The following is a 14,527-nucleotide window of genomic DNA, read 5'->3' as shown; positions in this document are numbered from 1 at the left end:
ACAGGGCTAACCCTGTGATCACCAGCGCTCTTTCAGCAGGTTCGGCTGAATACCACCAATAGCGTGGGTATTGCTGAAGGTCTGCTTGATGCCAGCTTCGAATTCTTCGCGGAAATATTTAATGGCGCTCTGCAGCGGTTCCACTGCACCCGGTGCGTGTGCGCAGAAGGTTTTACCCGGGCCGAGGAAACGACACAGTTGCTCAAGTGTCTCGATATCCCCAGGCTGGCCTTCGCCACGCTCAAGCGCGCGCAGAATTTTCACACTCCACGGCAGACCATCACGGCACGGCGTACACCAGCCACAGGACTCGCGGGCAAAGAACTCTTCGAGGTTACGCACCAGAGGAACCATGCCAATCTCGTGATCGACAGCCATTGCCAGCGCGGTGCCCAGACGGCTACCTGCTTTACCAATGCTTTCGAATTCCATCGGCAGATCGAGGTGTGCTTCGGTCAGGAAGTCAGTCCCCGCGCCGCCAGGTTGCCAGGCTTTGAACTTCAGGCCATCGCGCATGCCGCCCGCGTAATCTTCGAGGATCTCACGCGCGGTAGTACCGAAAGGCAGTTCCCACAGGCCAGGGTTCTTCACACGACCGGAGAAGCCCATCAGCTTGGTGCCCGCGTCTTTGCTCTTCGAAATGTTCTGGTACCACTCCACGCCGTTCGCGAGGATAGCCGGTACGTTACACAGGGTTTCGACGTTGTTTACGCAGGTCGGCTTACCCCATGCGCCAGAGCTTGCCGGGAACGGCGGCTTGGAGCGTGGGTTAGCACGGCGACCTTCGAGGGAGTTGATCAGCGCGGTTTCTTCACCGCAGATGTAACGCCCTGCCCCAGTGTGGACAAACAGTTCGAAGTCGAAACCGGTGCCCATAATGTTTTTGCCTAGCAGACCGGCTTCGGTCGCTTCGGCGATCGCGCGACGCAGATGCACGGCTGCTTCGATATATTCACCGCGCAGGAAGATGTAACCACGGTACGCTTTCAGCGCAAACGCGGAAATCAGCATGCCTTCCACCAGCAGGTGCGGCAGCTGTTCCATCAGCAGACGGTCTTTATAAGTGCCCGGCTCCATTTCATCGGCGTTACACAGCAGGTAACGGATGTTCATGGATTCGTCTTTCGGCATCAGGCTCCACTTCAGACCGGTGGAAAAGCCCGCGCCGCCGCGCCCTTTCAGGCCAGCGTCTTTTACCTGATTAACGATTTCGTCCGGTGACAGCCCGGTCAGGGCCTTACGCGCACCTTCGTAGCCGTTCTTGCTACGGTATTCGTCCAGCCAGACTGGCTGTTTGTCATCACGCAGACGCCAGGTCAGCGGATGGGTTTCGGGAGTACGGATAATGTCTTTCATTTATACCGCTCCAGCAGTTCAGGAATGCCTTCCGGGGTCAGATGAGCATGAGTATCCTCATCGATCATCATGTTTGGCCCTTTGTCGCAGTTCCCCAGGCAACAGGTCGGCAGCAGCGTAAAGCGACCATCAAAAGTCGTCTGCCCCGGCTTGATGTTGAGTTTTTTCTCAAGCGCGGCCTGGATCCCCTGGTAGCCGTTGATATGGCACACCACGCTGTCGCAATAGCGGATCACGTGGCGACCTACCGGCTGGCGGAAGATCTGGCTATAAAACGTAGCAACACCTTCTACGTCGCTTGCCGGAATACCCAGCACATCAGCGATCGCATAGATCGCCCCATCCGGCACCCAGCCACGCTGTTTCTGAACGATTTTCAGCGCTTCAATGGACGCCGCACGCGGGTCTTCGTAGTGGTGCTTCTCGTGCTCAATCGCTTCACGCTCAGCCGCACTCAGCTCAAAAGCCTCGGTTTGTGGTTGTTGATTCTCGTGCATAATTAGCGGTCCACATCTGACATAACAAAATCGATACTACCCAGATGGACGATCAGGTCGGACACCAGGCTGCCACGTACCGCTACCGGGATCTGCTGCAGGTGCGCATAGCTCGGGGTACGGATACGGGTACGGTAACTCATGGTGCTGCCATCGCTGGTCAGGTAGTAACTGTTGATACCCTTGGTCGCTTCCACCATCTGGAAGGACTCGTTTGCCGGCATAACCGGACCCCACGAAACCTGCAGGAAGTGGGTGATAAGGGTTTCGATATGTTGCAGCGTGCGCTCTTTCGGTGGCGGCGTCGTCAGCGGGTGATCCGCTTTGAACGGGCCTTCCGGCATGTTATTGAGGCACTGCTCAAGGATGCGCAGACTCTGGCGCAGCTCTTCAACTTTCAGCATCACGCGGGTATAGCAGTCGGACACACCGCCGCCAACCGGGACCTCAAAGTCAAAGTTTTCATAGCCAGAGTACGGACGCGCTTTACGCACGTCGAAATCAATACCGGTCGCACGCAGCGCAGCACCGGTACAACCCCAGTCCAGCGCTTCTTTCTTACCGTAAGCGGCAACACCCTGCGAACGGCCTTTCAGGATAGTGTTACGCAGCGCGGCTTTCTCGTAAGAATCCAGACGTTTTGGCATCCAGTCGAGGAAATCACGCAGCAGTTTGTCCCAACCGCGCGGCAGATCGTGTGCCACACCGCCGATACGGAACCAGGCCGGGTGCATACGGAAACCGGTGATCGCTTCCACGACGTCGTAGATTTTCTGACGGTCAGTAAAGGCGAAGAATACCGGGGTCATCGCGCCGACGTCCTGAATGAACGTGGAGATGTACAGCAGATGACTGTTGATACGGAATAGTTCAGACAGCATGACGCGAATCACGTTGACGCGATCCGGCGTGGTGATGCCTGCCAGTTTCTCAACCGCCAGTACGTAAGGCATTTCGTTAACGCAGCCGCCGAGGTACTCGATACGGTCGGTGTACGGAATGTAGCTGTGCCAGGACTGACGTTCGCCCATCTTTTCAGCGCCACGGTGGTGGTAGCCGATGTCAGGTACGCAGTCGACGATTTCTTCGCCATCAAGCTGCAGCACAATACGGAATGCACCGTGGGAAGACGGGTGGTTAGGACCGAGGTTGAGGAACATGAAGTCCTCATTTTCGGTGCTACGCTTCATGCCCCAATCTTCAGGTTTGAAGGTCAGCGCTTCCATTTCCAGATCCTGTTTGGCTTTAGTCAGCTCAAACGGGTCGAATTCGGTTGCACGCGCCGGGTAGTCTTTACGCAGCGGATGGCCTTCCCAGGTATGCGGCATCAGCAGACGCGTCAGGTGCGGGTGACCTTCGATATCGATGCCAAACATTTCCCAGGTTTCACGCTCATACCAGTTGGCGTTCGGGAACAGTTTGGTGAAAGTCGGTACGCGCAGATCGTTTTCAGACAAAGCCACCTTGAGCATGATATCGCGATTGCGTTCAATGGAGATCAGGTGATAGAAAACGGAAAAATCCGCGGCGGGTAACCCTTCGCGGTGCGTACGCAGACGTTCGTCCATGCCGTGTAAGTCAAACAGCATGACGTAAGGTTTCGGCAGTCTCTTTAAGAAATCGCCAACTTCCAGTAATTGTTCACGCTTGACCCAAACAACGGGTACCCCGGTGCGAGTCGCCTGAACGGTAAAGGCATCCGGCCCAAAACGGTTGCGCAGTTCGCCAATGACCGGGTCATCAAGGTGATCCCGTGTTTGCCATGCGGCGTCTTGCGCGGTTAAGTCGGTCATATTGTTCACCATTGCAAATGGTCCGTGGTGGTCGGCAGTGCTTCGCGCTATTTATGTAGTGATAAGCGAAGGAAGTGCTGCTGCCGACAGGCGCAAATTAAATCTCGTCTGGTGTACGAAGATTCGTTACAGCAATACGTTCGCCGCGTTTACGCTCGCGTTCTGACTGCATATTGGCGCGATAAACGCCCTGATCGCCAACCACCCAGGAGAGCGGACGGCGTTCTTTGCCAATGGAATCTTGCAGCAGCATCAGAGCCTGCATATACGCTTCTGGGCGCGGCGGACATCCCGGGATGTACACATCGACCGGAATAAATTTATCAACGCCCTGCACCACAGAATAGATGTCGTACATCCCGCCGGAGTTGGCGCATGCGCCCATGGAAATAACCCATTTCGGTTCCAGCATCTGATCGTAGAGGCGCTGAATAACTGGCGCCATTTTGGTAAAGCAGGTTCCGGCTACGACCATCAGGTCAGCCTGACGCGGCGATGCACGCAGTACTTCCGCACCAAAACGGGCCACATCGTGCACGGCGGTAAACGAGGTCACCATCTCAACGTAGCAGCAGGAAAGGCCAAAGTTATATGGCCAAATTGAGTTTTTACGGCCCCAGTTAACCATGTCATGCAGTTTGCCCATGAACACGTTTTTGTTAACTTCTTGTTCCAGGGGGTCGGTTACGATCTCCTGTTTTTGCAGGGGGTAACGGTCGTTCTCACCGTTAGGATCTATGCGGGTGAGCGTATAATCCATCTTAATGCCTCGCGGTTAGCGTTGACGATTAGCGATACTGTTCGTTTCCGGGTTCATACGCTCGCGGCGTGAACGCGCGGGCGTCCAGTCCAGCGCGCCAATACGCACCAGATAAACCAGACCTGCCAGTAACACAAAAATAAAAATTGCAGCTTCCACAAAGCCAATCCAACCGCTTTCACGGATAGAAGTTGACCATGCGAACAGATACAGCGCTTCAACGTCGAAGATAACGAAGAACATGGCTACCAGATAAAACTTGGCAGACAGGCGCAGGCGGGCGGTGCCGACCGAGTCGATACCTGATTCAAACGGCACGTTTTTAGATCTCGCGCGTGCGCGACCCCCTAAAAACCAGCCGCCGACGAGCATCAGGCAGCACAGGCCAATGGCAACGATAAGAAAGATAGCGAATGCCCAGTGATGAGCGATGATTTCAGTGGATGTTGACATACTCATTGCTTACTCATCAAAAGTAGCGCCAAATTCTCTGCTCTTTTCGGCAGATGAACGCCACATCGATTCATGGGGAGGAATAAAAAAAACCTTACAATCACTGTGAAAAATCATTTTATACAGCTAATTGATGGGGTTTTTTACTCCTTTCTATAACCTTTTGTCAACTTTAACAAAAGTTTCCTCACATTATTTTACACTACTCCAACTCCATTAACATAAAGTGCTCTTTAGACCCATTTCGATTGCATCATCGGTCATTTTTAATGTTGTTGAATCGTGTCCGTAGTGAAGTAAAAAAGATAATACACGTCTATTTTGACAGGAATTCACCCAGATGCCTCCCCCTAAATGGGAGTATTTTCTTGATCTGTGACACGCTTTTGTTAATTCACCATAAAAAACAGCAACAATTTCTCTAGTTTTTTAACATGGAAACATTTAGCAACGCGGCTGATTATTTTTCACCCTATTGTCAGTCTGTTTTTTTACCTGCTGATTTTGTTAAGTTTTAGTATATGAATGAACAGAAAGCAGTAATATTTGCATAAAAAAAGAGCCGCTGGATGTTTTTTCATCATCAGTGGCCCTTTTTTACACTTACATTTTTAAACGTTTTTTTGTGACGCTTTACTCAAAGTCGCCTTCAACAATCAGCGAATCATCTCCCCCTTCAGGGGTAAACTGATTGTATTGCCAAGGATTTTGATATGTCTGCATCGACTTAAAGATAGCCTGAGCTAATTCATTTTGCGTGCCCGGATCGCTGCACAACAGATACTCGGTATCAGGCAGAGGTGGCAATCCGTCCGCCGCACCCAGTACGCGTAAATCCGGGCTCATCATTTCTACAGGACGCGCAGTAACGCCAAGCCCTGCTTTTACCGCCGCGCGGACCGCAGGCAATGTTGAAGCGACATAAGCCAGACGCCACGGGATCTGTGCGGCATTCAACGTCGCCAGCACGATATCGCGAAACGGGCTGGGATCGTCCAGCAGAACTAACGGCACCGGTTCGCCTTTTTGCAGGATATATTCGGCTGCGCAATACCAGTGCGTCGGTGAAGTCCGCAAATTCAGGCATTCAAAATCGTCAGGGCGATTGGTGGTGACCACTAAATCCACTTCTTGCGACTTAAGCATCTCCACCATGTAAGCATTGCGTTTCACTCTTACATCAAGCGCAAGTTTCGGATAAACCGAACTAATGCGGTTAAGCAGAAATGGGAGTATGGTGTCGGCGGATTCATCAGAAGCACCGATAGTTAACACCCCCTGAAGATTGTTAAACATCAATGATGAGCATGCCTCATCATTAAATCGCAGTATTTTCCTGGCGTAACCCAACAGCTGGATACCATGTTCGGTCAGCAGTTTGTTGCGTCCATGACGCGCGAACAACTCTTTCCCCACAAGTTGCTCAAGGCGCTGCATTTGCTGACTTACCGCAGACTGAGTTCGACATACCGCAGCTGCCGCAGCCGCGAAGGTATTTAGGTCGGCAACAGCAACAAAGGTTCTCAGCAGATCGAGGTCGAGGTTAATTATCGGACGATTTGCATTTATCATAGTTTTTCACTTACTCGCGGGTCATACCGGGTTAATGCTGTGCATTCAGAATCAAACAACTCCATTTGTAATGTGCCTCCCTTCAGTTTCGCTTAGTGTAACCAAGTGAAAATAAGGATGTATTTGGTTTAACAAACGAAACAATTCTCTTTCTGAGCTATTTTAAAACCCGTGATATTCATCGGAATATAGCAACGAGAAAGAGCCGTATTTTTAGCTGCCGTATGATTCTGACTAATGGAAAACATGTAAATTTTGTAAATTTAAAAAATAGTTAACGAACAATAATTTACACATTAAAAACTAACTTTTCAGTATGTTATGAACAACCAACAAACATTTGAATTATCGTAAAACTCGTACTACAAACCATTTCATAGGAGTTATCTTAACCTAAAACCACTATATTTATAAGTGTTATTGCGAATAATTCCGGGCGAATTGGTGTTATGTCAGTGCAACGGTTTTCGTATTATTAGCCCACTCAATTTGATGTCGTTTAAATAATAAATAATAATTAATTAAGAATCTCTCAATTCATTAATTATGCTTAACAATGGATTCACACCGTATCACGTAGGGATCAGACCGATAACAGAATTCGTGGATGAAACCTCAGTATTTTCGAATCGCGCCGTATCACACAGATATCGGCTGCATTTTGTTTTATAGGGCTAACTTTTTTCGACCAGACAAATCACCATACCAAAGCCAATAAAGCAAAACATAAACCATAAAAAATACAACAATCCAGATTATTACACTGTAATAATTGCATAATTTAGTTATTAAAAGTTAATTATCGTCCTCCTGCTTTCCAAAATCTTCTACTAAAGACCCTTCAAAACTCACCGTCGTGGGAGTACATTGTGCTGGGCTGACTTCCACGGCAGGGAGTGGCATTCACAGCTAAAAAGGTCAACGTTCATGTCCCCCATTGAAAAATCCAGCAAATTAGAAAACGTCTGTTATGACATTCGCGGCCCGGTTCTGAAGGAAGCAAAGCGCCTGGAAGAAGAAGGCAACAAAGTTCTGAAACTGAACATCGGCAACCCTGCGCCTTTCGGGTTTGAAGCACCAGATGAAATTTTAGTGGATGTGATCCGCAATTTGCCAACAGCGCAAGGATATTGCGATTCCAAAGGCCTTTATTCAGCCCGCAAAGCAATCATGCAGCATTACCAGGCCCGCGGGATGCGCGATGTAACCGTAGAAGATATCTATATCGGTAACGGCGTATCCGAATTGATTGTGCAGGCCATGCAGGCATTGCTGAACAGTGGGGACGAAATGCTGGTTCCTGCACCTGATTATCCACTGTGGACGGCGGCGGTTTCGCTCTCTGGTGGTAATGCCGTGCACTACCTGTGTGATGAATCGTCAGACTGGTTCCCGGACCTGGATGATATCCGCGCCAAAATTACGCCGCGTACGCGTGGGATCGTCATCATCAACCCCAACAACCCAACCGGCGCTGTTTATTCTAAAGAGCTGCTGATGGAGATTGTTAAGATTGCTCGCCAGAACAACCTCATCATCTTTGCAGATGAGATTTACGACAAAATTCTCTACGATGACGCCGAGCACCACTCGATTGCGGCAATGGCCCCGGATCTGCTGACTATTACCTTTAACGGCCTGTCAAAAACCTATCGTGTTGCCGGTTTCCGTCAGGGCTGGATGGTACTGAACGGACCGAAGAAACATGCCAAAGGGTATATCGAAGGCCTTGAGATGCTGGCTTCTATGCGCCTGTGTGCGAACGTCCCTGCACAACATGCCATTCAGACCGCGCTGGGTGGATATCAGAGCATCAGCGAATTCATTATGCCTGGCGGACGTCTGTATGAGCAACGTAACCGCGCCTGGGAACTGCTCAATGATATTCCTGGCGTCTCTTGCGTAAAACCGCGCGGTGCACTGTATATGTTCCCGAAAATTGACGCCAAGCGCTTCAATATTCATGACGACCAGAAGATGGTGCTCGACTTCCTGTTGCAGGAAAAAGTACTGCTGGTCCAGGGGACAGCATTCAACTGGCCGTGGCCGGATCATTTCCGCATCGTTACGCTGCCGCGAATTGATGATATCGAAATGTCGTTGAGTAAATTTGAGCGTTTCCTGTCAGGGTATCGCCAGCTGTAACCACGCAAAGTGCTACCGGGTTTGCATCCGGTAGCACTCTCTGCGCAAAATACCGTTACTGAAGTCACTGAGTAAGGGTCGTTATGAAGCAGAGCCACTTTTTTGCCCACCTCTCCCGTCTGAAACTCATTAACCGCTGGCCGCTGATGCGCAACGTGCGCACTGAAAACGTGTCCGAACACAGTCTGCAGGTTGCCATGGTTGCTCATGCGCTGGCCGCGATCAAAAACCGTAAATTTGGTGGTCAGGTAAATGCTGAGCGTATTGCCCTGCTGGCGATGTACCACGATGCGTCAGAGGTGTTAACCGGCGATCTCCCTACCCCAGTGAAATATTTCAACTCGCAGATTGCTCAGGAATATAAAGCGATAGAGAAAATTGCCCAGCAAAAACTGGTCGATATGGTTCCCGATGAGTTGCGCGATATTTTTGCACCGCTCATTGATGAACATGCCTTAAGTGAAGAAGAAAGATCGATTGTTAAACAGGCCGATGCCCTGTGCGCGTATCTGAAGTGCCTGGAAGAACTCTCCGCCGGTAACAACGAATTTCTGCTGGCGAAAACACGTCTGGAAAAAACGCTGGAGTCACGACGCAGCGAAGAGATGGACTACTTTATGGACGTGTTTGTTCCAAGCTTTCACCTTTCATTAGATGAAATCAGCCAGGATTCACCGCTTTAAACGATTTTGCCGGATGGCGGCTAACGCCTTATCCGGCCTACAGGTAACGTGATATCCGTAGGCCTGATAAGCGCAGCGCCATCAGGCGTTTACTGCGGCGGTCAAAACGGGAACAGCATCGGGATCATCACCACGCACACTGCCATGACAATCACCGTAAACGGTACGCCAATCTTCACGAAGTCGCTAAAGGTGTAGTTACCCGGCCCGAGCACCAGTGTGTTTACCGGGGAAGACACTGGCGTCATAAAGGCTGCGGAAGCCGCCATCGCAATCACCATCGCAAACGGATACGGCGAAACGCCCATCGACTTTGCCGCCGCCAGCGCAATCGGCGCCATCAGTACCGCCGTCGCGGTGTTAGAGATAAATAACCCAATGGTCGCGCACAGCACGAACAGGCAGCCCAGCATCATATACGGGCCGTACCCACCACCAACGTCCATTAGCCCTTTCACCACCAGATCGACGCCGCCCGTTTTCTGTAATGCCAGCGCAAAAGGCATCATCCCGACAATCAAAATAATGCTTGGCCAGTGAATGGCTTTGTAGGCGCTTTCGGCATCGATGCAGCGGAATTTTCCCATCAGCAAACAAGCGATAATCGCGGCAACCGTATTAGGGATTTCATCGGTGAGCATTAACGCGACCATCAGTACCAGACAGAAAATCGCATGCGGCGCCTGGCTGTGCGCCGGAGAAGCTTCACTGACTTCCACAGGCATATTTAGCACCACAAAATCGCGCCCTTTTTGTCCAAGCAGTGTGATCAGCTTCCAGTTGCCCACCACTAAAATGATATCGCCCATCAACAGCGGCTCATCAACCACCGCCCCGGCCAGCGCCGTACCATCGCGCTTCAGCCCAACGACATTCAGCCCGTAACGCGTACGAAAAGCGATTTCCCGTACCGTTTTGCCGATCAATTCCGACTCAGGGATCAGAGAGATTTCGGCCATGCCCACATCAAGCGCCTGCTCGGAGAAGTATTCTCCACGCAGCACCATCGGTTCCAACAGTTGCTCAGCGCAAAATTCACGCAGGTCGACATCGGCCGCAGACATATCAATCAGCAATACGTCACGAGCACGAAACTCAGAAACCCCGTTTACGTCAACGATCACGCGACGAAAGCGACGCCAGCGCTCCACGCCAATCACGTTTGCCCCGTAGCGCTCACGCAGTTTCAGGTCGTCCAGACGCTGGCCTATCATAGGAGAACCCGGGCGAATCGCCAGGCGACGCGCGCGCCCGGTCAGGCGATATTCTTTAATCAGATCGCGAAAAGTCCGGCGCTTCCAGCCGTCGCCCGGCTGCCCGGAGTCTTCACCCTTCAGCATAAAACGCATCACCAGCATATAAATTATGCCAAGTACCAACACCACCAGTCCCAGTGGGGTTACGCTAAAAAAGCTAAAACCATTAAGTCCTTCACGTAACAGTTCACTGTTGACGACCAGGTTTGGCGGCGTTGCCACCAGCGTCATCATGCCGCTTATCAAGCCGGCAAAACTTAGCGGCATCATCAGGCGTGAAGGGGAAATTTCCATGCGCATGGAAACACTTAAGACAACCGGAATAAAGATGGCGACCACACCGGTCGAACTCATGAATGCACCGAGTCCAGCTACGGTTATCATCAGCAACACCAGCATTTTGACTTCACTGCTACCGGCGACCTTCACCAGCCAGGCGCCCATTACTGTCGCCACACCGGTACGCACGAGACCGTCACCGATAATGAATAAAGCCGCTATCAAAATAACGTTAGGATCGCTGAACCCGGAAAAAGCCTCTGTGATGCTCAATGTTCCACTCAGAACAAAGGCAATAATGACCAGCAAAGCGATCGCGTCCATACGCACTCTGCCAGTTGCAAACAAGACGACGGCAATCGCCAGCAATGAGAGAACCCATATCAATTCACCGTTCACAACATATCCTTGTTAAATGAGAGGGATGGACTGATTCTGCCATAAAAAAGCCCCAACAATCTGGGGCTAAATCATGATCAGGTATTTCTTATAACGACCACATTTCCGTTGGGTTGTTTGGTCACAGAAATATGTTCCAGACTGGTCAGCGAAAAATCAACCTCGTTCAGACGCGGCGTATCCGCTGGCGCGTTGACCGCGATGACATGACACCCAGCAGCCAGTCCTGAAAGCACCCCGGCGGGGGCATCTTCCACCACGGCACATTCCTGCGGTGCCAGGCCCAGAAGCTGAGCGCCTAACAGATACGCGTCTGGCTCTGGTTTCCCTCTTTTTACCCGCTCGGCGGTGACAAACACTTCAGGAGCAGGAAGCCCAGCAACACGATGGCGCGCCCGTGCGACCGGCATAGAGCCGGAGGTCACAATCGCCCATGGAATACCCGCTTTATTGAGATGGTTGAGTAAATCAACAGCCCCAGGCAGCGCAGTGATCCCGGCGGTTTCCGTCGCTTCGATCTGCTCCAGACGGGTAAACTCCGCGGCGATCTCTGCCTCAGATTTGCCCACCATAAAGTGTCGCAGGGAGGTAATGGCCTGCTTGCCATGAATAAAGCCGAGCACCTCGGCGTGATCGAGGCCAAAACGATCGGCCCAGTTGCACCACGCACGTTCTACTGCGGGTAAGGAATCGACCAGCGTTCCATCCAGATCAAACAGAAAACCTTTGCACTGCACGCTCGCCCCCTCAGGCATTAATGATTTGGTTAATTTCATTCGCGCTCAGGTGATACTGGCGCGGGCAAGAGTGCCAGACGTTCAACATACGCTGATATTTTTCCCACATCGGGGTCTGGGCGTTGAAGCCATGCGTACCCGCATCAAAGTGGGTATAGCGACCTTCCACATTCACCATAAAGCGAACGTATCCGAGGAAACGGGCTTCCGTTGCGGCGTCAAAACCGAGGAAAGTCACGCGGCGCTCATCAATAGCCTGTGCATCCTTAAGATTAGTCCAGGACACATGTAATGCGTGATACATCTCCATAATATCGATAATCGTACGACAGGTTTCTTCCGTCAGTTCACCAAACTCACGATCCAGCTCACGCATCTGCAAGCCGTAACCGCGTTCAATAATCGTCTGCAAACGACGATAACGCTCGGCGTTAGTTGGGTCGAGCATAGTCATCATTTTGTACTGATTCGACAAAATCAGACGTTGAGCGTTGGTCATTTCCATTTGGGACTCCTGTATCACTACTACTGCGATGAAAAAAAAGAAGGCATCTTGTGCCTTCTTTTATATGCGTAATCAGGGGTCAATTACAAATCATCAAGGAAAGTTTTATCCAGTTGTTTGAAGGCGCGCTTAAGCGTGTCAGCCAGCGCCTGGTAATCCGGCTTTCCTTCTACCGGAGAGAGCGCCTGCCCGGCTTCTTGCAATTTACCCCGAACTTCGTAGAACCAGTTGAGTATTGAAGGCGGCAGCGGCGTTACGGAACGTTTACCCAGCCACCACATGCCTTGCATCGGCAGGCTGAGCGCAAACAGCGCGGTCGCCACGGCCGGTCCCAACTGTCCCCCTAGCGCAATTTGCCAGCATAAGGTGAAGACGGCGATAGGCGGCATAAAACGGATTGCGTAACGTGTCATACGGATCACGCGGTTCTCTACAAACACGGGCGCGAGGCGCTTTTCCATTGGCCACGTCTTCGCGTAGTGCTGCCCCCGGCGAAACAAGCTAAAAAAATTGACGGAACGATTATCCGGTGTCGACATGGCGGTTACCTCAACTTCACATATAAAAATTAAAAAATTTGTGCAAAACAACAACTACAAGGGACATCGTTCAAAACATTTTGTCTTTGATACCCACATTCAGGTATCCTGTGCCGGCCTGTAAGGCCTTTAGTCCAAAATCATTGAGTCGTCAAATTGACACATAGTATGCCATTGGCTGAAAAATACGCAAAATGACATAGACTCAAAGGTATTTATTCCATCGTGCCCAAAAAGACCATGGCGCATGATGTTAATCATAAACGTCGGTGTCATCATGCGCTACGCTCTATGACTCCCTGACGTTTTTTTAGCCACGTATCATAAATAGGTACTTCCATGTCGAGTAAGTTAGTACTGGTTCTGAACTGCGGTAGCTCCTCACTGAAATTTGCCATCATCGATGCAGTAAACGGTGAAGAATACCTTTCTGGTTTAGCCGAATGTTTCCATCTCCCAGAAGCACGTATCAAATGGAAAATGGATGGCGGTAAACAAGAAGCGGCTTTAGGTGCAGGCGCCGCTCACAGTGAAGCGCTGAATTTTATCGTTAATACTATTCTGGCACAAAAACCAGAACTGTCTGCTCAGCTGACTGCGATTGGTCACCGTGTTGTTCACGGCGGCGAAAAATACACCGGCTCTGTAGTTATCGACGATTCCGTTATTCAGGGTATCAAAGATGCAGCCTCTTTTGCACCGCTGCACAACCCTGCACACCTGATCGGTATCGCTGAAGCGCTGAAATCCTTCCCGAATCTGAAAGACAAAAACGTGGCCGTATTCGACACCGCGTTCCATCAGACTATGCCGGAAGAATCTTACCTCTACGCCCTGCCGTACAGCCTGTACAAAGAACATGGCGTTCGTCGTTACGGCGCGCACGGTACCAGCCACTTCTTCGTTACTCAGGAAGCGGCTAAAGTGCTGAACAAACCGGTTGATGAGCTGAACATCATCACTTGCCACCTGGGCAACGGCGGTTCTGTATCTGCTATCCGTAACGGTAAATGTGTTGATACCTCCATGGGTCTGACCCCACTGGAAGGTCTGGTGATGGGTACGCGTTCCGGTGACATCGACCCGGCGATCATCTTCCACCTGCACGACACCCTGGGCATGAGCGTTGACCAGATCAACAAAATGCTGACCAAAGAGTCCGGCCTGCTGGGTCTGACCGAAGTCACCAGCGACTGCCGCTATGTTGAAGATAACTACGCGACTAAAGAAGACGCTAAACGTGCAATGGACGTTTACTGCCACCGTCTGGCGAAATACATCGGTTCTTACACTGCGCTGATGGATGGTCGTCTGGATGCCGTTGTCTTCACCGGTGGTATCGGTGAAAACGCCGCGATGGTTCGTGAACTGTCTCTGGGCAAACTGGGCGTTCTGGGCTTTGAAGTAGACCACGAACGTAACCTGGCCGCACGTTTCGGCAAATCTGGTTTCATCAACAAAGAAGGTACCCGTCCTGCGTTGGTTATCCCAACCAACGAAGAACTGGTTATCGCGCAAGACGCGAGCCGTCTGACCGCCTGATTTCACACCGC

Annotated in this window: 13 protein-coding genes; 3 read left to right on the top strand and 10 right to left on the bottom strand. The window is 51.0% G+C overall.

Annotated features, from left to right (window positions below):
- Positions 1-18: 18 nt before the first annotated feature.
- The 6 genes from nuoF to lrhA form a co-directional block, all read right to left on the bottom strand.
- A complete protein-coding gene (nuoF, locus tag OGV98_RS05080; protein WP_003839356.1) occupies positions 19-1,356 on the bottom strand; it encodes an NADH-quinone oxidoreductase subunit NuoF in 1,338 nt (445 codons plus the stop codon).
- The gene (nuoE, locus tag OGV98_RS05075; RefSeq protein ID WP_003028069.1) at positions 1,353-1,853 is read right to left on the bottom strand and encodes an NADH-quinone oxidoreductase subunit NuoE; all 501 of its coding nucleotides are present in this window, start codon (positions 1,851-1,853) and stop codon (positions 1,353-1,355) included. Before nuoE ends, nuoF begins: the two co-directional genes overlap by 4 nt.
- A 2-nt stretch (positions 1,854-1,855) precedes the next feature.
- Positions 1,856-3,658, bottom strand: coding sequence for an NADH-quinone oxidoreductase subunit C/D (gene nuoC, locus OGV98_RS05070; RefSeq protein ID WP_003028072.1), 1,803 nt, complete (start codon positions 3,656-3,658; stop codon positions 1,856-1,858).
- Between the two features lie 85 nt (positions 3,659-3,743).
- Positions 3,744-4,406: an NADH-quinone oxidoreductase subunit NuoB gene (gene nuoB, locus OGV98_RS05065; protein WP_003028075.1), complete on the bottom strand. Its 663-nt coding sequence runs from the start codon at positions 4,404-4,406 to the stop codon at positions 3,744-3,746.
- 15 nt (positions 4,407-4,421) lie between these two features.
- Positions 4,422-4,865, bottom strand: a complete 444-nt coding sequence (nuoA, locus tag OGV98_RS05060) for an NADH-quinone oxidoreductase subunit NuoA (RefSeq protein ID WP_003028077.1) — start codon at positions 4,863-4,865, stop codon at positions 4,422-4,424.
- Between the two features lie 627 nt (positions 4,866-5,492).
- Positions 5,493-6,431: a transcriptional regulator LrhA gene (gene lrhA, locus OGV98_RS05055; RefSeq protein WP_044701192.1), complete on the bottom strand. Its 939-nt coding sequence runs from the start codon at positions 6,429-6,431 to the stop codon at positions 5,493-5,495.
- Positions 6,432-7,358: 927 nt separating this feature from the next.
- On the opposite strand from lrhA, the gene alaA reads away from it, so the two are divergent.
- Positions 7,359-8,576 carry an alanine transaminase AlaA gene (alaA, locus tag OGV98_RS05050; protein ID WP_286551065.1) on the top strand — a complete coding sequence of 406 codons (1,218 nt, stop codon included), beginning with the start codon at positions 7,359-7,361 and terminating at the stop codon, positions 8,574-8,576.
- Positions 8,577-8,659: 83 nt separating this feature from the next.
- Complete coding sequence (gene yfbR, locus OGV98_RS05045) at positions 8,660-9,259, top strand: 5'-deoxynucleotidase (RefSeq protein WP_003028083.1); 600 nt, start codon at positions 8,660-8,662, stop codon at positions 9,257-9,259.
- A gap of 101 nt (positions 9,260-9,360) precedes the next feature.
- On the opposite strand, the gene OGV98_RS05040 is transcribed toward yfbR, so the two are convergent.
- The 4 genes from OGV98_RS05040 to yfbV form a co-directional block, all read right to left on the bottom strand.
- The gene (locus OGV98_RS05040) at positions 9,361-11,193 is read right to left on the bottom strand and encodes an SLC13 family permease (RefSeq protein WP_003845084.1); all 1,833 of its coding nucleotides are present in this window, start codon (positions 11,191-11,193) and stop codon (positions 9,361-9,363) included.
- Between the two features lie 77 nt (positions 11,194-11,270).
- Positions 11,271-11,948, bottom strand: coding sequence for a sugar phosphatase (locus OGV98_RS05035; protein ID WP_085951580.1), 678 nt, complete (start codon positions 11,946-11,948; stop codon positions 11,271-11,273).
- Positions 11,941-12,435, bottom strand: coding sequence for a YfbU family protein (locus tag OGV98_RS05030; protein WP_003028086.1), 495 nt, complete (start codon positions 12,433-12,435; stop codon positions 11,941-11,943). The genes OGV98_RS05035 and OGV98_RS05030 overlap by 8 nt, the downstream gene beginning before the upstream one ends.
- An 83-nt stretch (positions 12,436-12,518) precedes the next feature.
- Complete coding sequence (gene yfbV / locus OGV98_RS05025) at positions 12,519-12,974, bottom strand: terminus macrodomain insulation protein YfbV (protein WP_003028087.1); 456 nt, start codon at positions 12,972-12,974, stop codon at positions 12,519-12,521.
- A gap of 339 nt (positions 12,975-13,313) precedes the next feature.
- Here yfbV and ackA point away from each other — a divergent pair, with 339 nt between their 5' ends.
- Positions 13,314-14,516 carry an acetate kinase gene (gene ackA / locus OGV98_RS05020; RefSeq protein WP_003839347.1) on the top strand — a complete coding sequence of 401 codons (1,203 nt, stop codon included), beginning with the start codon at positions 13,314-13,316 and terminating at the stop codon, positions 14,514-14,516.
- Positions 14,517-14,527: the final 11 nt, after the last annotated feature.

The organism is Citrobacter sp. Cf136 (assembly GCF_030333815.1).
In the GTDB taxonomy this organism is placed as follows: Bacteria; Pseudomonadota; Gammaproteobacteria; order Enterobacterales; family Enterobacteriaceae; genus Citrobacter; species Citrobacter freundii.
This window is presented reverse-complemented; position numbering and strand designations above follow the sequence as displayed.